General features: G+C 33.2%; 20 protein-coding genes and 1 pseudogene. 6 read left to right on the top strand and 15 right to left on the bottom strand.

Features of this window, described 5'->3' with window-relative positions:
- The first annotated feature begins 95 nt into the window (after positions 1-95).
- The 6 genes from Q4Q34_RS17065 to Q4Q34_RS17040 all read left to right on the top strand — a co-directional run bounded on the left by Q4Q34_RS17065 (position 96) and on the right by Q4Q34_RS17040 (position 6820).
- Complete coding sequence (locus Q4Q34_RS17065) at positions 96-983, top strand: DUF72 domain-containing protein (protein WP_303317625.1); 888 nt, start codon at positions 96-98, stop codon at positions 981-983.
- Positions 984-1175: 192 nt separating this feature from the next.
- Complete coding sequence (gene leuC, locus Q4Q34_RS17060) at positions 1176-2570, top strand: 3-isopropylmalate dehydratase large subunit (RefSeq protein WP_303317624.1); 1395 nt, start codon at positions 1176-1178, stop codon at positions 2568-2570.
- Positions 2571-2656: 86 nt separating this feature from the next.
- Positions 2657-3253, top strand: coding sequence for a 3-isopropylmalate dehydratase small subunit (gene leuD / locus Q4Q34_RS17055; RefSeq protein ID WP_303317623.1), 597 nt, complete (start codon positions 2657-2659; stop codon positions 3251-3253).
- Complete coding sequence (locus Q4Q34_RS17050; protein ID WP_303317622.1) at positions 3254-4780, top strand: alpha-isopropylmalate synthase regulatory domain-containing protein; 1527 nt, start codon at positions 3254-3256, stop codon at positions 4778-4780.
- A 21-nt stretch (positions 4781-4801) separates the two neighbouring features.
- A complete protein-coding gene (leuB, locus tag Q4Q34_RS17045) occupies positions 4802-5860 on the top strand; it encodes a 3-isopropylmalate dehydrogenase (RefSeq protein ID WP_303317621.1) in 1059 nt (352 codons plus the stop codon).
- A gap of 168 nt (positions 5861-6028) precedes the next feature.
- Positions 6029-6820 carry a T9SS type A sorting domain-containing protein gene (locus tag Q4Q34_RS17040; RefSeq protein ID WP_303317620.1) on the top strand — a complete coding sequence of 264 codons (792 nt, stop codon included), beginning with the start codon at positions 6029-6031 and terminating at the stop codon, positions 6818-6820.
- 59 nt (positions 6821-6879) lie between these two features.
- Here Q4Q34_RS17040 and Q4Q34_RS17035 read toward each other — a convergent pair whose 3' ends face one another.
- The 15 genes and pseudogenes from Q4Q34_RS17035 to Q4Q34_RS16965 form a co-directional block, all read right to left on the bottom strand.
- Entirely contained in the window at positions 6880-8169 is a 1290-nt protein-coding gene (locus Q4Q34_RS17035) for a mechanosensitive ion channel family protein (RefSeq protein ID WP_303317619.1), read from the bottom strand.
- Positions 8169-8459, bottom strand: a complete 291-nt coding sequence (locus Q4Q34_RS17030; RefSeq protein ID WP_303317618.1) for a DUF3817 domain-containing protein — start codon at positions 8457-8459, stop codon at positions 8169-8171. Before Q4Q34_RS17030 ends, Q4Q34_RS17035 begins: the two co-directional genes overlap by 1 nt.
- Positions 8460-8521: 62 nt before the next feature.
- Complete coding sequence (locus tag Q4Q34_RS17025; protein WP_303317617.1) at positions 8522-9145, bottom strand: YqaA family protein; 624 nt, start codon at positions 9143-9145, stop codon at positions 8522-8524.
- Positions 9146-10113: 968 nt separating this feature from the next.
- Positions 10114-10308, bottom strand: coding sequence for a GDCCVxC domain-containing (seleno)protein (locus Q4Q34_RS17020; protein WP_303318041.1), 195 nt, complete (start codon positions 10306-10308; stop codon positions 10114-10116).
- Between the two features lie 10 nt (positions 10309-10318).
- Positions 10319-10905, bottom strand: a pseudogene (gene merTP / locus Q4Q34_RS17015) (mercuric transport protein MerTP).
- Positions 10902-11279 carry an ArsR/SmtB family transcription factor gene (locus Q4Q34_RS17010; protein ID WP_303317616.1) on the bottom strand — a complete coding sequence of 126 codons (378 nt, stop codon included), beginning with the start codon at positions 11277-11279 and terminating at the stop codon, positions 10902-10904. The pseudogene merTP and the gene Q4Q34_RS17010 overlap by 4 nt, the downstream one beginning before the upstream one ends.
- Before the next feature lie 138 nt (positions 11280-11417).
- The gene (locus Q4Q34_RS17005; RefSeq protein ID WP_303317615.1) at positions 11418-12761 is read right to left on the bottom strand and encodes a hypothetical protein; all 1344 of its coding nucleotides are present in this window, start codon (positions 12759-12761) and stop codon (positions 11418-11420) included.
- Positions 12762-12780: 19 nt separating this feature from the next.
- Positions 12781-13374, bottom strand: coding sequence for a DUF6445 family protein (locus Q4Q34_RS17000; RefSeq protein WP_303317614.1), 594 nt, complete (start codon positions 13372-13374; stop codon positions 12781-12783).
- 68 nt (positions 13375-13442) lie between these two features.
- Positions 13443-13688 (bottom strand): Nif11-like leader peptide family natural product precursor, encoded by a 246-nt coding sequence (locus Q4Q34_RS16995; RefSeq protein WP_303317613.1) that lies wholly within the window; start codon positions 13686-13688, stop codon positions 13443-13445.
- 501 nt (positions 13689-14189) lie between these two features.
- Positions 14190-19424, bottom strand: a complete 5235-nt coding sequence (locus Q4Q34_RS16990) for an RNA-binding protein (protein ID WP_303317612.1) — start codon at positions 19422-19424, stop codon at positions 14190-14192.
- A 28-nt stretch (positions 19425-19452) separates the two neighbouring features.
- Entirely contained in the window at positions 19453-20943 is a 1491-nt protein-coding gene (locus Q4Q34_RS16985) for a hypothetical protein (protein ID WP_303317611.1), read from the bottom strand.
- Positions 20944-20947: 4 nt separating this feature from the next.
- Positions 20948-21907 (bottom strand): hypothetical protein, encoded by a 960-nt coding sequence (locus Q4Q34_RS16980; protein ID WP_303317610.1) that lies wholly within the window; start codon positions 21905-21907, stop codon positions 20948-20950.
- A gap of 251 nt (positions 21908-22158) precedes the next feature.
- Entirely contained in the window at positions 22159-22305 is a 147-nt protein-coding gene (locus Q4Q34_RS16975) for a T9SS type A sorting domain-containing protein (protein WP_303318040.1), read from the bottom strand.
- 38 nt (positions 22306-22343) lie between these two features.
- Positions 22344-23549, bottom strand: coding sequence for a nucleoside deaminase (locus Q4Q34_RS16970; protein WP_303317609.1), 1206 nt, complete (start codon positions 23547-23549; stop codon positions 22344-22346).
- A 282-nt stretch (positions 23550-23831) separates the two neighbouring features.
- Entirely contained in the window at positions 23832-24386 is a 555-nt protein-coding gene (locus tag Q4Q34_RS16965) for a DUF4251 domain-containing protein (protein WP_303317608.1), read from the bottom strand.
- Positions 24387-24412: the final 26 nt, after the last annotated feature.

The following is a 24412-nucleotide window of genomic DNA, read 5'->3' as shown; positions in this document are numbered from 1 at the left end:
AGTGTCAAAAGTTTTCAGCCTAAGTAAATCTAAATGCTCTAAAGCATAACATTTTTACTACATTTGAATTCGATAAACAAACATAATGTATATATATGAAATTTGGAAGAGTAGACAACCCAGAAATAATTGATTTTACTTTACCTGAAGATCATTTAGAGACCAATAAAGTATTAAGTAAAGTAAAAGATGATAACATTCCCGAAATTTATGTAGGGTGTGCAAAATGGAATAGGGCAGATCTCAAAGGGTTTTATCCAAGAGGTACCAAAGATGAGTTAGCATATTATTCTAGACAATTCAATTCCATTGAGTTAAATGCCACATTCTATAGAATTTTTCCAGCCGAACAATTTGCTACCTGGTATAATAAAACACCTGCAGGATTTAAATTTTTCCCCAAATTAAATCAGGAAATAAGTCATTGGAAACGATTAAATGAAACGCAGGCAATTGTTGAGAATTATTTATACAATGCTTCTAATTTAAAAGAAAAACTGGGAACTATTTTTTTGCAAATGCATAGCAATTTTGCTCCTAAGGATTTTAATAAGGTAGTCACTTTCGTGGAAAATTGGCCAAATGAAATCCCCTTAGCCATTGAATTTAGGCATACGGATTGGTATAATGATAAGACGATAGCAGAAGAATTATATCAACTCTTAGAAGCAAACAACATCTCAAATGTTATTGTAGATACGGCAGGTAGACGCGATTTAATGCATATGCGTTTAACCAATGCCACCGCATTTGTTAGGTATGTAGGTGCTAATCATGCCACCGACTATTCTCGTCTGGATGATTGGGTGAAACGATTAAAACTTTGGAAAGATTCTGGTATTAAGGAAATTGATTTTTTTATTCATCAAAACATAGAAAAAGAGTCCCCATTATTATCTGCTTATTTTATAAAAAAATTAAACAGCGAACTAGGTTATGCGCTTACTATTCCTAATGAAAGCAAACAACAAACATTGCTTTAATATCCTGTTTTAAAATTATAAGCGATTTTAATAAAATATTGCATTTTATTTAAAAAATAGACCATTCATTAGTTATTTTATAAAAATTTAATACCAAAGTGTCTTATACACCTAAAAGACTGCAAAAAAAAAGCAGTTTTTCATAAATTTGCTTACCTATTTTATACAATACATTAAATTTTAAAATATTTTATGAGTAAATCATTATTTGACAAAGTGTGGGATTCGCATGTTGTAAGAAAGATTGAAGGCGGACCAGATGTCTTCTTCATAGACCGTCATTTTATACACGAAGTAACAAGTCCAGTAGCATTTTTAGGTTTAAAAAACAGAGGCTTAAGCGTTCTGTATCCTGAGCGTACATTTGCTACAGCAGATCATAATACACCAACTATTAATCAGCATTTACCTGTTGAAGATCCGTTATCGGCAAATCAATTAAAAGCTTTAGAAGATAACTCTAACGAATATGGTATTAGCCATTGGGGACTTGGTCATAAAAAAAATGGTATTGTTCACGTTGTAGGGCCTGAAAATGGTATTACGTTTCCTGGTGCGACCATCGTTTGTGGAGACTCACATACATCGACACACGGCGCTTTTGGTGCTATAGCTTTTGGTATTGGAACATCTGAGGTGGAAATGGTATTATCTACACAATGTATCATGCAACCAAAACCTAAAAAAATGCGCATTAATGTAAATGGGCAGTTAGGAAAGGGTGTGACACCTAAAGATGTAGCGCTTTATATTATTTCAAAATTAACCACTTCTGGTGCTACAGGGTACTTTGTAGAATATGCAGGTGATGTTTTTGAAAACATGACTATGGAAGGCCGTATGACTGTTTGTAACTTATCTATAGAGATGGGTGCTCGTGGTGGTATGATTGCACCAGATGAAACCACTTTCGAATATTTAAAGGACAAACCACTATCTCCAAAAGGAGAGGCTTGGGATAAGGCAGTGGCACATTGGAAAACCTTAAAAACAGAAGAAGGCGCAACGTTTGATAAAGAATTAACGTTCTCGGCTAGCGATATAGAACCAATGATTACTTATGGTACAAATCCGGGCATGGGAATTGGTATTTCTAATAACATTCCTAATGCTGATGCTGTTGAAGGTGGTGTTGCGACTTACAAAAAGTCTTTAGACTATATGGGCTATGAAGAAAACGATTCTATGCTTGGTAAAAAGATTGATTATGTATTTTTGGGAAGCTGTACTAATGGTAGAATTGAAGATTTTAGAGCGTTTGCTTCAATCGTCAAAGGAAAACAAAAAGCAGATCATGTTACGGCTTGGTTAGTTCCTGGTTCTCACGAAGTAGAAGATAAAATTAAAGAAGAAGGTATTTTAGATATTATTACTGAAGCTGGATTTGTATTAAGGCAACCGGGTTGTTCTGCTTGTTTAGCAATGAATGATGATAAGGTTCCTGCTGGAAAATATGCAGTAAGTACTTCTAATAGAAACTTTGAAGGGCGTCAAGGCCCTGGTTCCAGAACATTACTTGCTAGCCCATTAGTGGCAGCAGCTGCAGCAGTTACAGGTGTAGTAACCGATCCAAGAGACTTATTATAATCCCAAAAGGGAACTTTTGAAGGATTCATATAAAATATAATTTAAAAATATTGCCAACTAATACTGGCAACTGAATACTAAAAAACATGGCATACGACAAATTTAATACACTAACAAGCACAGCGGTTCCATTACCTCTAGAAAATGTTGATACCGATCAAATTATACCTGCAAGATTCTTAAAAGCGACAGAGCGTAAAGGTTTTGGAGATAATTTATTTAGAGACTGGAGATATAATGCTGATGATACGCCAAAAGAAAACTTTGTACTAAACAATCCTGTTTATAGTGGTAAAATTTTAGTAGGAGGAAAGAATTTTGGTTCTGGTTCTTCTAGAGAGCATGCAGCTTGGGCGGTTTATGATTATGGATTTCGTTGTGTAGTATCTAGCTTTTTTGCTGATATTTTTAAGAACAACTGTTTAAACATAGGGGTTTTACCTGTACAAGTGAGTGCTGAATTTTCTGAGCAAATTTTTGATGCCATATATAAAGATGCTAATACAGAAATTGAAGTAAACTTACCAGAGCAAACTATTACTATAAAATCTACAGGAGCACAAGAATCTTTTGATATAAATAGTTACAAAAAAGATAATATGCTTAATGGTTTTGATGATATTGATTATTTACAAAACATAAAAGGCGATATAGAAACATTTGCAAATGGTTTGATGCTATAAATGGCAATGAAGAAAATAGAAATAATGGATACGACATTGCGCGATGGTGAACAAACCTCGAGCGTGTCGTTTTCTGCTTCAGAGAAACTAACCATTGCAAAACTTTTATTAGAAGAGTTAAAAGTAGACCGTATAGAAATAGCGTCTGCCAGAGTATCAGAAGGTGAGCTTCAAGCTGTAAAGGATGTTACGAATTGGGCTAAGGAAAATGATTATTTACATACCGTTGAAGTACTCACGTTTGTTGATAAAGGAGTCTCAATAGATTGGATGATTGAAGCTGGTGCTAAGGTTCAAAATTTACTCACTAAAGGTTCATTAAACCATTTAACTCATCAGCTTAAAAAAACACCTAATCAGCACTTTAAAGAAACTTCACAAGTAGCTTTATTAGCTAAAGAAAAAGGCATAGAAACCAATGTCTATTTAGAAGATTGGAGCAATGGTATGCGTAATTCTAAAGACTACGTTTTTGAATTTTTAGAATTCCTTTCAACGCAGCCTATAAAACGTATTATGTTACCAGATACTTTGGGCGTTATTACACCTAAAGAATCTTACGATTTTGTAAAAGAAATCAAGGATAAATATCCGAATTTACATTTCGATTTTCATGCCCATAATGATTACGATTTAGGGGTAGCCAATGTTATGAAAGCGCTTAAGGCTGGTGCAGACGGACTTCACTTAACCATAAATGGGATGGGTGAACGCGCTGGTAATGCACCAATGTCAAGCACTATTGCCGTTATTAATGATTTTATGCCCGAAATAAAAGTTGGCGTAAATGAAACCGTTTTATATACCGTTAGTAAATTAGTTGAAACGTTTTCCGGGGTTATGATTCCTGCTAACAAACCTGTAGTTGGTGCTAATGTATTTACGCAAACGGCAGGTATACATGCCGATGGCGATAATAAAAATAATTTATATTTCAGTGATTTATTGCCAGAACGTTTTGGAAGAACTCGTAAATATGCATTGGGGAAATCATCTGGAAAAGCTAATATTCAGAAGAATTTACAGGAATTAGGGCTTCAGCTTAATGATGAAGACTTAAGAAAGGTAACCCAACGTATTATTGAGTTGGGTGATAAAAAACAAGTGGTTACAAAAGAAGACTTACCATATATTATATCTGATGTTTTGGATTATACATATGAAGAAAAGGTAAAAGTTAATTCTTATGTGCTAACACATTCAAAAGGCTTAAAACCTTCTACAACGGTTTCTATTACCATAAACAACGAAACTTTTGAAGAAAATGCTTCAGGTGACGGGCAATTTGATGCCTTTATGAATGCCATTAGAAGTATCTTCAAGAAGAAAGACATGATATTGCCTGGATTGATAGATTATGCCGTAAGAATACCCCCAGGGAGTCATTCTGATGCTTTGTGTGAAACTATTATTACCTGGAAAAATAAGAATCCTGAAAAAGAGTTTAAAACACGTGGTTTAGATTCAGATCAGACCGTGTCTGCTATTAAGGCGACCGAAAAAATGCTGAACATTATTATTAATTAAGATTACAATAAAACAAAATAAATGAAATTTAATATTGCGCTTTTAGCCGGAGACGGTATAGGACCAGAAGTAATAGATCAAGCTGTAAAGGTAAGTGATGCTGTTGCTAAAAAATTTGGACACGAAATAACTTGGAAACCAGCATTAACTGGTGCCGCAGCCATTGATGCTGTTGGAGAGCCTTATCCAGATGCAACCCACGATGTATGTGTGGCCTCAGATGCCGTTTTATTTGGTGCTATTGGTCATCCGCGTTTCGATAACGATCCATCTGCAAAGGTACGTCCAGAGCAAGGCTTATTAAAAATGCGTAAAAAATTAGGCTTATTTGCCAATGTAAGACCCACCTTTACATTTCCATCATTAATAGATAAATCGCCACTAAAACAAGAGCGTATTGAAGGCACGGATTTAGTGTTTTTACGTGAATTGACTGGTGGTATCTACTTTGGAGAAAAGGGGAGAAGGGATGAAGGCGAAACAGCTTATGATAACTGCGTGTACACAAGAGAAGAAGTGCAACGATTAGCTAAAAAAGGATTTGAATTAGCCATGACGCGTTCTAAAAAACTATGTTGCGTAGATAAAGCGAATGTTTTAGAAACATCTCGTTTATGGAGAGAAACAGTTCAAGCTATGGAAAAAGATTATCCAGAAGTAGAAGTGAGCTATGAATTTGTTGATGCTGTTGCCATGAGATTGGTACAATGGCCTAATAGCTACGATGTATTAATTACTGAAAACTTATTCGGAGATATTTTAACAGATGAAGCGTCTGTAATTTCAGGATCTATGGGATTGATGCCATCGGCTTCTATGGGAAGTGATATTGCTTTATTTGAGCCTATTCACGGATCGTATCCTCAAGCTACAGGGCTAAATATTGCAAATCCTTTAGCAACGGTATTATCTGCTGCTATGATGTTTGAAACAGCTTTTAACTTACCCGAAGAAGGTGCTGCTATTAGAGATGTTGTAAACAAATCATTAGCAGAAGGTGTTGTTACAGAAGATTTAGCTAATGGAGGAAAAGCATATGGGACTAGTGAGGTAGGAGACTGGTTGGCTGAAAATATTTAAAAACTTTATTTATAAAATATTTTAGACATAAAATTAAGGTAGCTAATTTTCTTTATTTCAGTTTTTTCGTAGCTTTTGGGTAATTCTATACAACTCTAAGTTAATTTTGATGAACTTTTGTATCTATAATCATCATAATTTTATAATAAATTATTTAAACTAAAAAACATGATGAAAAAATTACTTAAAGATTCTCTAGTTGTTCTAACTTTTTTATCTGCCACACTAGGGTTTGCTCAAGAGCCAACTCTAACAATTATTGGTGTTACTCCACCATCCTCTGTAACGCCCGGAGAGAATGCGACATTTACTATTGATTATCAAGTTAGTGATGGATCAGCATTGTCAGGTACTTATGCGTTCTATCTAAGGGTTGGAAATTATCCTTTAACAGGATTTATAGATATTGATTACGGATCTACAGGATCAGGCACAACACCTGGTAGTGTTAATGCTACCTTTGTTTGGCCAGCCGATAATAAGGTTACTGAAATAGGTGGCTGCGTAGGACCACCTAATGTTTGTGGACAAAAAGACTTAGTAAGTTCTTCTGCTCTACCTTCTGGTGAGACTTATGAATTCAGGTTTTTCAATAATGGTGATAAAAATGATTTTGACTGGGCTCAGCCTAAAACTGCTCATTTCACTAATCCTGCAGCAGATGCTGCTGATATTTTAAATCCTTCCAATAATCCATTAGACGGTTACCTTGGAGTAAATTTAAGAAACATGGTTGTTAACCCAGTATTGAGTAACAATGATTTTGATGTACAAGAAATCCGAGTATACGTTAAAGAAGGTAATTTAAATGTACCTGAAGCTTCTGATTATAAAATATATAACATCATGGGTGCTGTTGCCAAAGAAGGTAAAGGTTCAAGAACTATAAACGTTTCTGATTTATCTTCTGGATTATACATTTATAAGACCATAGAAGGTTTTGCTAAATTTGTAAAATAGCATTATAATTATTTATATAAAAACTTAAGGCTTGTGTGCTAATTAACGCAGGCCTTTTTTTATGAATTCAATTTAATAGTTGAAGGATATTCAAAAACTTCTAAATCAAAATAGGGAAGTGCTGCTATTAAATGATCGAATATATCAGCCATAATATACTCATAATTTGCCCAACGCTTATCACTACTAAAAGCATAAATCTCAATGGGAATGCCTTGAGCACTAGGAGCTAACTGACGTACCATAATAGTCATATCCTTGTTAATTGCAGAATGCTTCTCCACATAAGTCTGAACATACTTTCTAAAAACCCCCAAATTGGTAAGATTTCTTCCATTTAACAGCTTCGTTTTATCAATATTATGTGTATTGTTAAAGTTATTAATATCTGCCTGACGCTGCTCTAAATAGGTACTTATAAGTTGAATACCACTAAGGGCATTCAATTGTTCTTTAGTAAGGTAATGTACACTGTCCATTTTAATTGATATAGACCGCTTAATACGTCTACCACCAGAACTCATCATGCCTCGCCAGTTCTTAAAAGAATCAGAAATTAATGCGTAAGTGGGAATGGTTGTTATCGTTTTATCAAAATTCTGAACCTTAACAGTTGCTAAGTTAATTTCAATCACATCACCATCTGCGCCATACTTTTCAAATGTAATCCAATCGCCAATACGTACCATGTCATTAATAGATACTTGGATACTTGCAACAAATCCTAAGATAGTATCTTTAAAGATGAGTATAATCACTGCTGAAGCCGCACCAAGAGCTGTTAGGAATTTGATAAAAGGAGTATCCGTAATTATCGCTATAGCTGACATAAAGCCTGCAACCCACGCAAAAATCATAAAAACCTGAATGTAACTATCAATAGGCTTATCTTTTAAACGAGGAAGCGTCTTAAAGTAATCTTTTAAAGTATTTAGAAAACTCCTTACTATCCATAGTGTTAGTATAATAGCAAATACTTGAAGTCCTTTTTCAATAACACCATCAAAATTTAGGAAATCCCTAAAAATGATTGGCGTGAATTCCATGGCAATAAGAAGCGGAATAATATGGGCGATATTGCGTGGTACTTTATTATCTACCAACAGATCATCAAAATTTGTTTTTGATATTGAAGCAAACTTATAAAAGGTTTTTACCAGAATCTTGCGAATCACAAAATCAATAATAAATACAACGATGATTAATATAAAGAGAAGCCCCAACATGTTTAGGTATTCTGCTGTATTTTCAGAAACGCCTAATTTGGTCAGATACTCATAGATTAAATGACGGTAACTATCTCCAGGTAAAGCCTTATCAACGACCTCATTTTGGACAATTTCTTGCATTAGTTAAGGCGTTTTAAATATTTTCTATCGATATAAAAAGTTCCAAAAGGTATAATGGATGCTATAAGAACCGTAGTAAATTGTTTCGTATCCCAATTAAAATCTTTTTTTAACATAAAAGCAAGAGCTATATAAGCGACAAATAATAAGCCATGTGGCATTCCTAATAATTTAACGTATTGAGGGTCACCCATAAGGTATTTAATTGGTGTTGCTATAAATAATAGTAAAATATAGGAGATGCCTTCTAAAAAAGCAACCAATCTAAATATATTGATAAATGATAACATAGATATTTTTTAAAATACAAAAATACAATGTGGAAGCTTAAGAGCCTAGATTTTAGCCTCTTTTATAGGACATTAAAAATAATAAGCCCATAAATCGCAAAACGCAATAAACGTAAAGAACCATAAAGGACTACGCTTTTAAATGGAAAGTGAATAATCCCAGCAGCCATACAGGATATAGAAAAGGGTAGTGGCAATAAAGCGCCTACAACAATGAGGAACCCTCCCCATTTTTTAGAGTTCTTAAGCTGTTTTGCCATTTTAACCTCTAAATAGTTATGAACACTAGGGGTTTCTGTAATAAAAACGCCCAACCAGTAAGAGATAAGACCTCCACAGTAAGATAAAAAAGCTAAAAAACCAAGATATATCCAAGGGCTTGGCATTTTTCCAGACCAGGCAATAAAAACCTCTGGAGGTATAATACCTAAAAGCGTTTCCGATACAAAGAAAAATGTGAGAACACCATATGCTGGAAGCGTTTCTGTTATACGCACCAAAGCATCATTGATATTAAAAAAATGATTTAATACATAAATTCCAGCGACAAGTATAATAATAACAGGCAACGCTTTTTTAACAGCTTCCCAAACAAAACTATAAAACCCAGTATAGCTATAATACTGATGTAGTAAGTGTATTCGTTTTTTATCAGTCTTAGATTTAGACTTCGTTTTAGGCTTCATTATTCTCATGTAAATTAAAGGCAAAACAAATATAATAGTATCGGTCGTATAATAAAAGAAGAACTTATAAGTTTAGAGGAAATTTAACATTAACGAAGTAATAGAAGTATGGAGTGCTAAAATTATATTTTACATAATATTAATTATAGTACAAATGTATTTCATAACATTGGATAGTTATAATTTTATACTATGTAAAATATCCCAGAATGTGTTCGTTTCTATTTGGTGTGTAGTACTGGGGTCATTAAGCAGTCGTGTTTGGCTTTTCGTATAATTTTAATATTCCGTACAATCATTCAGCAATTTTTAAATAAGCGATTCTCAAGAAGCTTCACGTTTATACATTATGAACTATAATTAGTCGTTATGTAAAATTGCCGCTGCCAAGCTCTCGATTGCTTTTTAAAAATAATTATGCTATCGCAGTAATTTTTTTAAACACAATTATCCATCGCTTGCCAACGCCAAAAAAAAGCTAGCTTTTAGATTCGTTTTGAACTTTACGTTGGTGAGGATATTCTCGTTATATTTTTTTCACGAGCTTTTCGTTGTGTTGCCACAAGAGTATAAAATTTTCCTTTGCTCAAATCCATGCTTAAAATTTCTATACACTTGTTTCATGCATAACACCGATTAAACTTCTTTTATTTAGTACTTCTAACATTATGTCAAATAGAAATTCAACTTTTGAACTCTCTAAGGTTTTATTATATCTTTTGTCTTGAAACAAAAGAAACAAAAATTCAAGACTGCATATAATTTTGGAAACAATGTACGGCTCGTTACGCTATATTTTAGGAAACAGGCTAACTTTTTAAGACTGTTTTAGTTGTATTGTAAAATAGAAACTCCTAAGATTATGTATTACTAGCCCCCTAAAATATGGACGCTCCACTCACCTATTGTTTTAGCCAAAATTATATAGAGGTCGTTTTAAACTTTTAGGTTCTATTCTACATAACACCTTAACAGCAACTTTTATTTTCTTGAATTGGCGGACAAGTTACAGTTCCATAAGAACAAAACACACAACAATCACCTTCTTTTGGCTTTAAGACTTCTTTACAGTTTTCACAATCATAAAAGAATTGACAAGCTGTTATTGGCATTTCTTCTTCTTTTTTATGACCACATTTAGGGCAAGTTATAGTTGATTTAATAGTACTTCCATTATTCTATAATTTTATATCCAGTTTTCCCAACTGTATTTTCAATTTCTTTATTGGTAACTTTTGTTTTATCATATTTAACAACTGTATTACCTTTTTTGTGACTTACTTTAACTTCAATTATTCCTTCAAGTTTGTTCACTTCACTTTCTATATGTGCTTCACATCCAGCACAAGTCATTCCTTTTATATTATATTCAACTTTGTTAACATTCGATTCTTTTACATAAACATTTTTTTATTCGAACTTGGATAAAATATTTGAGAATAATATGGAAATGCAAGCATTAATCCTGCGAACAACGTAACTAAAATTAGAAACTTTTTAGAGTTAATAAATTTTGGCTTTTCCTCTTCGCATTCACAATCAATTTCTTCTTTTTTAGGCTTCAATTTTTGATACCAAGCAATTGCTAATATTAAAACTGTTAAAGCAACTAAGTATGGTCTAAACGGTTCAATCCAAGAAAATGTTGACGCTACTCCACTTGTTCCCACTATTAAGGCTAAAACTGGGGTAATACAACATAATGAAGCCGCTATTGCAGTAACAATGGTTGTTCCTACTAACTTCTTTTCTGAACTCATAATTTATCTTCTAAAACTTTACTATTATCTAATATTTTAAAAAATGGAATTAGTAATGTTAGTTTATCTTTCGAAACTGAATAAAAGATTGTTTGCGCTTCCTTTTTAGAATAAATAAGATTTCTATCCTTAAGCTTTCTCAAATGCTGTGAAATAGCCGAAACATTCATTTCTAAAATGTCGCTTAAATCACAAACACATAAACGACCTTCTTTGTTTAGTAAATATAATAGCTTCAATCTAACTGAATTTCCAGTTAAACTTAAAATACTTGAAAGCTCATCAAAAGAATTATCCAATTCTTGAACCACTTCTCTACAATTTATTATTTGTTTAGCATCGGCTTTTAGCCTTATGCAAATGTTATTTTTCATAATTCAAAAATATCATTATTTTATTATTTAAGCAAATACTAAAGTAATATTTGTGATTTGAACTTTTATTTCATTCCATATACAACGCTTCTCCCCTACGTCGTCACGTAAAAAGTGTTCCTTTACACAACTTTACAATTAAGCCGGTATAGTATATAAATCCGATTTTGATATTTGAAAAGGAAAGATTCCTAATTTTTCTGCTAAAGAAAGTTTTAACAATGAATCTCGATCTATCGTAATCAACGCATTGGAATCTTTAAACGTTCCTGTAATTTTAAAGTTTTTAAAATCTTCTGATTTAACAATAATATGACAAACATCCATCAAGTAGCCTATGTTATAATGGCATACTTTATAGTCTTTCAAGAAATTAACTAAAATTGAATCTGGAACGCCTTTTATTTTTTTTATCTCAAAATATCTTACTTTCATTTTAAGTAAAGGTCTTTTAATAATAAAATGATTCTGACAATTATATTTAAGATTACTAAACATAGCAAAACTAAACTCGTATTTAACTCCTAAATATGGCCCCATGCTATTTAGGACGTAAAGAAAAATTAATGGTATACTTATAGGTTGGACCAAAAATATTCCGAAAAAATCCTTCTTAAAATTGTATATATTATCAAGTACAACATATAAAAGAAACGTACTTAAAACAGAAAAAACCAGAAAATTAAACTTTGCCAAAACGGGTAATAAATAATTATAATAGTTTCCCAAAGCTCTGAATAGGATAAGTGATATTATAACAATAATAACCCAGATCTGAGCATTTAAATGAAACGCTATTTCATTTGAAAATGATAGAAGACACCCTAACATTATTATAGAGAAGTGAATGTGGGCAATGTATCCAAAACCTATGATGAGCAAACTAATAAGTATTATATATACAGGTGTAAATACATCAAAAAACAATGGTAATAAGCTATAACACTCTAAGAAAACTACAAAGTAAATTCCAAAAATTATAAATGCATTATTAACGCGATTTAACTTCATTCCTTTTAATAAAGCCAGTTGTAATAAACTACCTGACCCGCAACTAGTCTGAAAATTAAAAAAACTGCTATTCAGTTTATGAAATCCGGCAAAAAAAAGTGTTAACAGAAACAAAGCCTGAATAAAGGAATTTAAACTTTCTTCCTTGCTCGGAACAGATAAGAAATGTAATATGGTATTGTACAAAACTATAAACCAAACTAATATTAAATGATTAGATAGGCGTTTTGAAAAATTTAATATGTACAATGATAAAGTAATAAAAAGTATTAAGCTTAATATTTTGGTATTATAGAAAACTCCGCTGGCAAGTGTTATAAATAAAATGATTTCAACGGCACTAAACAAGAATGAATTTAAATACAAGCCACCTATAGGATATACTCGAAATTGATTTTTAATGAAACCAAATGATGCTGAATAAACCAATAAATGGATAATGGTACCAATAAATATAACTTTTAAACTCATTTGAAGCTGTTTTAATGTATCAATTAAAGCCAAAAAGTTGGGTTAAACGACAATTGCTGGGACTGGTGCCAAACCCGTCTGAAGCTTTGTGAAAATATTGACCATCAAAAACAATCATTCTGTTGTATTTCATTTCTACTGTATCAATAACTTCCCATAAACTTTCATTCTCAAGATCTTTTTTGATACTTAATACGTCCTTTTCACCTAAAGCATTTACAGTTGTTATATCTTTTTCTTTGTGACGAAAGAATGTTAAAGCCGTTTTTCCCTTGCAAAACTGTTCTGGAGCCAGATAACATACGCCGGACCATCGCCCAGTGAAATAATGAAAATGAATGGTATCTTGTTCACCAGAGTATAACGTATTAAACATTCCAACTGAAGCGCGTTGCCAAAAATTATCTGAAATTTCTATCTGTTTCCAATTAGGTTTATTTTCCAAATTTAAAAGCTCGGCTATTTTAAAAAGCGTACTTTTAGTAGAGGTATGTTTTTCTACAGATCGAAGCCCATTCCACTTGGCAGAAATAGGTTTTTTATAGGTACACTTTAAAGCAAAGTCTCTAATTTCATCAGGGTTATCATAAAAATCATCAATTATTTTAAACATATTTTTTAAATTTTAGAATCATAACAAAAAATATGAGCACTGCAAAAGTTGTACAGTGCTCAAGTAAATTAATCATGTACATCAACAGACATACGGTCTACTACCCATTGTGGAACCCCCTTTCTTGAAAGAGAAAAAGTAACTAACCTTTTCATTTCTCGTTGAAGTTCTGCCAGATTAATTTCGTAGCCTTTAGCTTTAGCAAGCTCTAGTACTTGATCATGATTTTTTAAGGAAAGGATTTCCTTTGAGTTGTCCTGAACTATCAGGTAGTTTACAAAATCTTCTGCTGTTTTTCTTGAGCAATCATCCATATTAAAATGTATTAAAATAAATCCCTACTCCCTTTTATAGTGGCTTTTCAGGTTATTCCCACTATTTTGTTTATAGTCTTTATTACAAATGGCTAAATAGGTGTGATCAGTAATTTCTTATTCAAAATTACATGTTATAAGCAACTGATATTAATGAAGTTTCCCCTTTTGTCAGGGTGATTTTTCCTGATTAATTTTATAGGGTTTTCCCTGTTGAATTATCGGAATTTGATTGGTTTAGAAAAGGTATATGATGTGTATAGAATTTAATATAAAGGCTTTGAAATACTAACTTTTACAGCCATTACTCACAATAAATCATCTAGGAATTTAATTATATAAGTGAATCTTTGATAAGAAAATTTATGTCAGTTAGTGATTTTTGCAAAAAATCGTATCGAAAACAAATAAATTTTCGACAAAAAAAGCTTCTCGATACATCCCGAAGCAAGTTCGGGACACGAAGTGACATCTTGAACTCTTAAACAAGATTCACGTTATTTAGAAAAACTTAAATATTTCATCAAAATTGTCTTGTATTTCTGCCTTAAAAGCATCTATCTCGGTTTTGCTCATATTGCAGAAAAACTTCTTCTTTAATGATGCATTATCAAACACTTTTAAAAACTCTTTTTTCAGTTTTAATAGTTGTGCTGCTCGCCTTCCTTCTATTAACACAGATTTACTTATCATCCATCGTACACCTGAAGTTAGAGACAAACCATTTAAATGTGCTATAAAAATATCTTTAGCAAATTGTTTTTTAATCCCAAACTTAAAAAGACCTTCCAATTTAGAATATTCCTTGATCTCAACAATTTTTAAAACATCTTCTAAATCATCACTAGCCACCAGAATATCAATGAATCTAAAATCTTTAAATTGAGCATTTGGAACTCTAAATTCGAATATTAGCTGACTGGGGTTATATTTCTTAATCAGTTCTTTAGCTGCAAAAATATGCCCTAATGCCCCTTTAAATGCAATATCATTAAACGCGTTTAAGTCTACAAATTTGTCAAGTTCATCAACACCTTCCATAAACTCAGCGAGGTCATCTATATATGTTCCATTATCGGCATTTCTGGATAGGTTCTGCAGTACTTTATGAAATCCATCATTATTTCGAAATGTATGCACTACTTCAAACAGATCGTCCGTAAAGCTCATAGCATCTGTCTTTTCAATAAGGTCTCTTAATTTACTTACCGTACCAACCTCATAACCCATTCTTTTAATATAGGAAGCCATGCCCCCTAGAGCTTTTTCGTTTTGAGCCATTTTTCCCATACTTCCTAAAATAGTCCTAACTATATCGGGATCACCTCCCCTAGTGGCACGCTGAAAAATAACCCCCAAAGCTTCCATATCCCCTGTAGCTTCTAAAAAGCTTTTGATCCCTTTAAAATGACTTGGTGATAGGTTATCAATTTGCGCGATACCTTCAAGTATTTTTGTGAGTTGATTAAAGGTACGTGCATCACTTCGACGCACCACGATGTCAAGAAGATCATTTAAAAACTGAGGATTGCTAGTATCTAAATACGCTAAAGCCTTTTTTATACGTTTGGCTTGGGCACAAAGTACACTTTTATTAGAAGGAATACGGGTATCAGCCAGATCATCCAACATGTTACGTGTAGCAACTCTTGCCTTAGAGTTGGCTGCTTCTAAGCCATCTGCGGCCACAAAACCACGTCCTAGTGCTGGGTTATTTATAAATTTCTCGAATGTTTTTTGATGTTCTGTTAATTGCTTGGTTAAATACTGAAGTTCTTTGGTGAGTACCTGAGGGTCTACAGCATCTATTCCAGAAGCTAATTTGCCTAACCTATTATCGATAATCGCATTCAATTTTTGAATTTCCTGCATAGACTCCCAGGCTTTTGAGCCTAACGGAGGATCCCCTTTGAAAATCCGACGATACCAATGCCTAATTTTTCGATATAAATTTGCTGCCCGGCTCGCTGTTGCCTCAAATTCTTTCATTTTAGTTAATGTAGGAACATGCTCAGCTATATGTTGTACAGTAGCACTCTTTCCTGCTCTAAGCTTTATTTTTGACAGAAACCCATTGGTATCCAATTCATACTCTATACGTACTGAACTGCCAGGTAAGGCATCATCTTTAATAATTGGTACTTTATCCTTTAAATTTGAGGGTAAACCTTCACTTAAACTTACAGCAGCATCGCTATTTTGCGTGATGGTTTTTTTAGCTTTTGCGGCAACATCTAATTCTTCCGAAAATTGCTCAGCAGCCATCATTAAACGCTTTTGGGCATCACTTAACTGATCGGTAGGAAGGCGTTTTAATTCTTCAGCTTCTCCTAAAAGCAATAGAAACCGGGCTTTGTTATTTTTTGACATCGCCTGATAAGCATCCAAAGCGCCTTTACTGTTAATATCATTTAGAATGCCTGGCAATTTACGATAAGCACTGGCCATATCTACTTTGCCCACAAACTTTAAAATATCGAAAGCATCCCCAGCGACCCCCAATCCACCACCAAAATAAGACAGCATTCTAGCCCATGTTGGGGTTACTTTAAGTTTAGCCATAGCATAACGTTCGGTTCCTAAAAGAGCAAATGAACCTGCTGAAAAGTCTAATTCTCTATCTTCATCACTAAACTTAATATTATCCCGTATAATTTCCCCACTTCCAAGGGCTGCACCATATACCGCAGCTGCAACCTTTCCATAGGCTCCAACAGCTCCAATAGGAAATACCAATAGACTAGCAGATGCCAACAAAACATCGGTCCCTGCTGCCTGAAGGTCATCATTCGCTCTACAGTGCTTGGCAGTACTACTCATGGTTTTCACCCAATTACGTCCTGTGTAATCTGGTTCCCATATATGTGGAGTCACTTCACAATCCAAATCACTTTCTGGATCGTACTTTTTCTTCTGCAAATCGGACGTTACCAAGTCTATCATGGCTTTAAAACCAAAGCCCGTTAACTCCATAAGCTTTTTAATTTCTTTATCATCTATGCCTTTAGCAACAGCTAAGGAGCGTTCAACTGAGTTTAAATATTTGGTAAACCCGTCTTTTTTTGCAGCTTTTATCCAGCGTTCGGCATCTTTTGGATCGCTATATTTCTCTAAAATATAGTTTTTTGAAAACGCCTGTCTTAGAGGAACTTCATCATCGGTTACTTCAATATGCCCTAAAGGAAAATTCTCATCAGACATTTGTGGTCTCATCATCTCCCAAAAACCATATCGAAAAATAGCGTCGTTTTCTTTTTTCTGTAATGAATCGGAATAACTTGTCATGTGTTGAACAAAATACCGTTTAAGTAATATCATGGCACTGTAATCCCCCAACATTACAGTACAACTGTTGGAATAACTATGTGGTCTATTTGAACTCCTTCGCCCTTTTAAGTAGTCTATAACCGATCTTATGGGCTCAGAAATATCCATATTCGTAAAAGTTTCAATAGGCTTTCTTAAGGAGCGTTCCCACTCATCTTCGGGAATAGAAAGGTTAGTTAGTGCTATGGTTTCTCCTAAGGTTTTATGCCATAATGATGACGTTGGATTTGTTAAAGGTGCTGAACTGGATGGTGCAATGCCGTTATTAAACAAAGCATTGTTAGAAACTGCAGCTTTAAAAATACTACCTACTTTGCATACACTTTGGGCGCCACCTTGCATACCTATTTGTAATTGACCGCCATTTTGTGAAAATTCTTGTAATGTTATTGAACTTGTTCTGTAGACTTTCTTATTTCGCTGCTTAGATGCTTTAAGGTTTATTCTACCCATTTGCAATGGCTGATTATCAATAAAAAAAGATAAGTCTAAAATACTGATAGGTAATTCTTTAGAAAGATTTACTTCAATAAAAAAAGGATCGCCCGCATAGATATTTTGAATGGTTTCCTCATTACCGTTAGGTAACTTTCTAAAAAAACGCATAGATGCATTAGTGTTTCCAGATTTTAAATACCAGTCGGCTTCAGCATCGTTCATCGTAAAGCTTTTTAGCCCTGGTGTTACGCCGTCTGTGGGTGTAGCTAGTACAAGCATATGATCCATCTCTTTTATGGAATCCAAACCAGTTTGTCCTAAGGAATCTTTAACAAATTTCCATGCCATGTCCCAGGTTCGTGCTTTTAATCCACTATTTTTTGTTAACCACAAAGGATAATTATTATACTTATCTCTTTGGGTGTCATCTAATCTATAATTCCAGGTATCGTATTCCTGATATTTTATTTTAGGATCTGAAGATGTAAAAACAATATTGTTACCTCGATGACGGCGTTTAGGAAACTTTTCTCCCCACAATAGCAATAATCGGGTATCGGTTAAATTAAAATCGGATTCCTGACTAGCATATTCGGATAAAAGCACTTGATAGTAGGTATCGTTTTTAATCAGTTCTTGTAGTAATGATTTACCAGCAACGGACTCTTTGAGCATTAAACTCCCTTCAATTTTTACTTCATCGTAAGAAGATGGACCCTTTGGTCCTAAGGTTAAATCATTTATGCTGTATTTTGCCAGTATGGTGTCTTTTCTTTTTTTGAATCTTATAGGGGACCTAACAATATACTTTGTCAGGCTACCAGACTCTATCCAAAAGAGTCTGTTAGACTCAGAATCAACGAATACATCTTTTGGCTCATTTAAACCTGTTCGTACATCGCTAATACTGCCTGGATCATTTAAAGCGACTTTCTTAATTTCTCCATAGGTTGTGAAATAAAGCACTTTCTTCTTTTCATCTATATCCAAATACGTAGCAGTGATATTTGTAACAAAATCTTCTGCTTCCGATCCATCTAAATTAGATCGCCTTATACTGCTGTTACTTTGTGCAATCCAATATAGTTTTTCGTTTGATTCATCTATTTTCAAACCTATTGGAGAATTGGGTTCCCTTCTTATAGATGTCCTGAGATTATTTCTTAGTGGTGTAGACATAATACTATCACCTTCAATCCAAAACAGTTTACTATTCTTATTATCAACTGCCAAACTATGAGGGCTAAATACTGCTTCTTTAGCCGTAGTCATAGTTAATTTAGACTTTCCCTTCTGATTAACACTATAAATATGATTGCCTTCTGCCCAGTATAAACGATTACCCTTTTCATCTACCACCAAGTCTTTTATGTATTGCTCGCTTTTATAAATAGTATCTTGTAATTCTAACTTATTATTAGGAGCTTTCAAGATACGCTTACTCGAAATCCAGTAGCAATAATTCACTGGAGTGAGTTTAACAGTTTTAGGTTCTGAAATTGTAATGACAACATCTTCTTCACAGGAAATAGTCTTGGTAAACGTATAACTACCTTCCATTGTATTGTCTTTAACCTTTAATTTTATAGTGCTTTTGTAATTTGGATACAATTCAGGTTGTGCCATTATTTGTTTATGACATTCTCGCTCTTCTGCGCTTTCCCAATTTCCATCGGTTGGTTGTGATAATTCTATAGAATCGTTCTCTATCGTTCCTGTGTATGTCAATAACTCATCTTTTACCTTGATCCAAAACACGAGTTGTTCTCCTGTTTGGGATACTGTAGCTTCACTTTTATTACTTCCTCCAAACTGTATAACCCATTCGCCAGATAATTCATGAGATTGCCCCCATGTTAAGCCAGAGGATATGATTAGTAAAATGGTTAAAACCTTATTTAACCTACTTTTCATATGGTTATACATGATTCTTAAACTTGTTTTTACAAATGCAATATCTTTGAATAACATAGATTTAGATTTATAAAGTTTGTTTCGATCAACTACTCGTTAAAGATTTATATACGCTGTTTGGATATTCCATAATGTTGTTGATTTCATCAATATCCTGAATTGACAATTCTTGATTACTACTCACGGCTTCTAAAATCGTATTAAGATCTTTTATCGCTCTGTCTATATTACCCTGATCACTTGACGCACCATTTTCTTTTAGACCTTCAAGACGTTCTTTTAAATCTAGCACCTTCTCTATTATGTATTCTTTGGTGGAGATCTCTGGATTAAAAATCAAAGCATCAAAAGGGTCTCTACGTCCACGTGGTTCTTCCTCCTCCTCCTCTTCTTCATCTTCTTGGGCTATGTCTGCAACCAGAGCAGCCGCCCCCCCATTTTCTTCTGCTTGATTTACTGAAATATCTCCATCGGAATCGTCTAATATATTTGTTCCTTCATTCCATGTACCATCATCTAATCCAAACATAGTATCTACATCTAATAGAACCATTAGTAGTATAACGACTTTTACCATAGGAAATACTGCTAACTTTGAAATTACGAGATAGCCAACTATACTTATAAGAATTAATAAATAGAACCCTTTACCAGCTGAAATTATGAGTAAAATACAGGATAGTAATACACCTATCATAAAATAGAATAATTGTAATGATTTGGATGATGAAAAATAGGTGCCGTTAGGCTTTTTTATAACCTCCCTAAGTACCACAACTGCTATGGCTATGGCTAGAAAAATTGGAATTTTACTATTAGGCAACCCATTAATTTTAGGAAGTAGGAATAGTAGAATTAAAATTGAAGAAGCGCCCAGAAAAACAAGTTCTAACTGTGCTTTCTTATAAGCTGAAAAGCCTTCTTGCCAATAATTCACATAGCAACTTATACCTTTATATGTTCTAATAGGGCCTTGTTTTCTAAAAAGCTCTATAATAATTATTAAACTGAAAATAATTAGTCCCCAGATGATTTTAGGGTTTATAATATCGTAATCAATTAACTGTCCTTTAAAATCCTCAAGATGTCTATACCTATACGGTGAGGCTTTATAATCCGGGTCTTTTTGTGCTTTTTTTCCAATTAAACAATTATCAAGATTTGCAAAATGCTGTTTGGATTTTATTAAAAAGTAATGTTGGTATTTATGTACACATTCCGGTCCCGTTAAACCATTCCATCCACCATTTTTTCTATGGACATAATACAATTGTAAAGACGTGATAAAGGCTCCAAAGATAAAAATATACAGAAAGGTTCTCCCCCATCGTTTTAAAGTCATTTTTATGTTTTGCTTTCGCTTAAACCACCCTATAACAGCTCCCATGATAATCCAAAACCAAATATTTTTAAAGGGGTTTAAGAAGGGATTTTGAAAAACCTGCATAAATTTCCACTTACTTAAAATCCAGATGACTATAAAAACGAGTACATTAAACGCAAGTCCCCATAAAAAATAATAGAGTGCATTTTTCAATATAGAATTCAGGGTTGACTTGTTGTAATTAAATTCCATTGTGCTAAGGTGTTTGATTAAAATTTTCTACTGGTTCATTGAGTATAAAAATGCTATTGATAGCTTGGTGTTCCTTAATTTTTACTTGAAATATACCAGGTTGATCAATTTTTTTAAGAATTTCTTGTTTTGGTTGTAAGCTTAGTGCTTCTCCATTGATCAAAACGGTGATAACAGAATTCATTTGACTCTTTAGTTTTATTGATTCTCCGTGATTTACTCTTATAATATGTGGTTTTAATCCTTGGGAAGTAAAAATAACTTCGGTTTCTTTTGTTTCAGAGTGAAATTGAAACAACATCATGATCACTATTAGACTTATCGCCCCAGCACTTAGCATCAATCCTTTTTTAAAAAACTTTAAACTTTCAATGGTCTTGGTGTAATTTTGAACCATTTTCCCCAGCGGGTAACCATAGGCAACATGGCCGAGATAAGCTGCCACTAATGAAAGTGGCTTAGACCTAAGCCCGAATAGTTCCCCAAAAGGCGAGATAACAAATATCGTTTCTAATAAAAGTGCATAAGCAATGGCCCACCAAAAGCTTTTATTTTTCATAAATAAGGCATACATAATGCCAAAAGTTATACCATTAGAAAAGTGATATAGCCATCCGATAGTATCTGAAAAATGGCTACCGGAAGAGGCATCGGTAATCCAAACACCATACATGTTTATTGGTGCAAATATGCGACTCCCCATAAGTATGAATGGTACACGAATAAGATCGTACCCAAAGGTTCCTATTAAACCTCCAAAAGCGCCTATAATGACAAGGTGAAAAAGCTCCCGATGGCTTTTGTAAGTAATGCTTGTTATTAAAAAAAGTAATAAAATGGAAGGGATAAATAGGCTGTAAACAGAAGCATACATTTGAGTAAAACCAAATGCCTTCAATAATAGAATCCCTCCCGAAGGCAAGCATAGAATTAATATTAAGATTTTAAAATGTAAATTTTTCACTCTAAATGGCATCTATAAAAACACCATAATTAAGAGATATAAGAAGATGGTTTTGAGGATTTTAACTTCTCCTCTAATATAAGAAAAACATATGGATTTGAAAGGAGTAAGTTTTTAAACCTCAAAAAGTCTTTACATTCTGGTTAGTTAGATCAACGTTACTGTATTAAAAAAGGGTGTTAAAAGTGTCATTTTAACACCCTTTTTAAAATTATTTTAAAAACTTTATTTATAAATAGCAAAAAGAAACTTTATTGCTTAACAATTTTAATGAATTTAGTTTGCTTTCCGGCATTAACTTGCAGTATATAAATTCCTGATTTAAACCCTGTCATATCTAATTGAGATGTCTCTTTTGTTTCTATTAATAGCTGTCCAGACATATTTAGTAATTTCAGATTACTTTTAATCAGTGCAATTTATTGACTCCCTTAATTTAAATTGGTTCACATTCAGAACCATTCCATTTACAATCATTATCATGTGTTATTGCTGTATCAATAGTGAAATAATAAACACCGTTTTCTTCTTTTTCCTTAGTCACGGTACAGGACACACCATATTGATACATAACATTAACTAAAGCTTCCCCTGTATTAATATTTGCTCCGGAATCAATAATGGCATATTCAGATGGATTAGCGCTATTAATTATAGTAAAAAATACATCGCCATCAATATCATTTAATGTAGTAAACACTTGGCTATTGCTTATTTGATATAAATTGCCTCCATAGGTTTTATATACATCTGTTGTACCTGTAGTAGTGTTAGCCCCCTTGATTGTAAAAACTGTAGTAACTAAATCATCATCATCGTCTAAAGGTGTATAGGTATCAGAAACTATATTATTATAATACGAAATAGCATTATTTAATGCGCTTTGATTTTCTGGATAAGCGACCTGATAATTTAATAATGCATCTACAGCGCTGGCATATATAACTCTGGCGTTTTCTGTTGTTAGAAATTTAGTAATACTTCTATCATAGCCTTTTTTCAAATAATTAACGTAAGCTGTATCTAACATAAAACGATATATTGATGGAGACACATCACTAATTACGGCTCTTGGATATGGCGGACACCCGCCGTAATCTGCAGCATCAAATTCTAACCGTTGGATAGCTTTTCCAAAATCTGGGTCTGTTTGGCTATAAACAGTTCTATTTAATGATTGCAATGTCATCATTCCACTGCACATCGCACATGGTTCTAATGATGTGTATAATGTATAGGGGTTGTCATCTTCATTTTTTAACGAAAAATATTGTGTCATGCCTAAATAACTCGTCATGAGTCTAACCTCTCCATGTTGTGTGCTATTAGCTGTGGTATCCACACAGTTTCTAGCCCATTTAACAACTTGACCTGATGGTGCAATTAATACAGAACCAATATTGTACCCTCTAACTGGATTAGTTTCTGGAGTTTGCCAGTTTTTATACACCACTGCTAAGGAAAGTAAACTAAAAATTTTATCTTTTTCAATTTGAACATCGTTAGTCTCTGAATAAGTATTTTTACAGGTGGTTGTAGACGATGGTCCTGTAGCTAAATCAACTACCTCTTGTTTTTTCTCATGTTTTCTACATGATGTTGAAATAATTAGTAAGGCTAAAAAATAAATACATTTTTTCATAATTAATAGTTTTAGTTTCTTATTTAAGACAAGCTATTGGTCCTTGATTTAGATCAAAAAGCTTAATATTGATTTTCTATTAATTATTTTTAGGAATTCTTAAATGTAGTAAATTTTGTAGGAATTTGTTTTCGTATCGATTATTAAAAACGAAATTATTACTAATTTATAATCATTCTACACGTTTGGTAACAGGAAATAGTTGTGAAATTTAGCCTAATGATCTGCAGCAGATCATACAAGTTGTATTTCGTTAAAATTTGAAGAAACTTAACATTTATATTATTTAACAGTATTCTTATCTATTAATTCCAAATCCCCGGAGTAACTAATTGGAAACCTAGAATTTCCATTTACTGTTATATGTGTTTTTAAGTTTGGGAATAATTTAATGAATACTTGAAAATGTTCTAATTTACTCTTTGCTTGAAATGAAATGGTATAACTATGATCCTTATTTTGAACAGCTTTATAGTCTTCTGAAATTCCATCAAACTGTATCGCACTATCTCCTCCATTATAAGCAACTTGCATCTGTCTTTCTCCAAAATATGGTAAAAAGGACGAAACACTGTCTTTAGATATAGTTAAAAAATTATAATTTCCAATTAAAGAAATAACACTTGAATTACTCCCAGGTTGCATTAACCCCGAATTAAGAACTTGTTGCAACGCATTTGTTACTTGGGGATAGGCTCGGTCTGATTTAATGGTGAACGCTTGCTTGTTTACTAGAGAATTGAGGAAATCTATCTCAGCTTGAGTTGCAGTTGATTTTGATGCTTTACATGAGAAAAACATCATCATAATCCCAATAAAAATATAAATAGATTTCATTTCACGTTAATTGGAAATAATATAGT

Origin of the sequence: Flavivirga abyssicola (assembly GCF_030540775.2) — a bacterium.
Taxonomy (GTDB): Bacteria; Bacteroidota; Bacteroidia; order Flavobacteriales; family Flavobacteriaceae; genus Flavivirga; species Flavivirga abyssicola.
The sequence above is the reverse complement of the archived record's forward strand: the minus strand, read 5'-3'. Positions and strand labels throughout refer to the sequence as shown.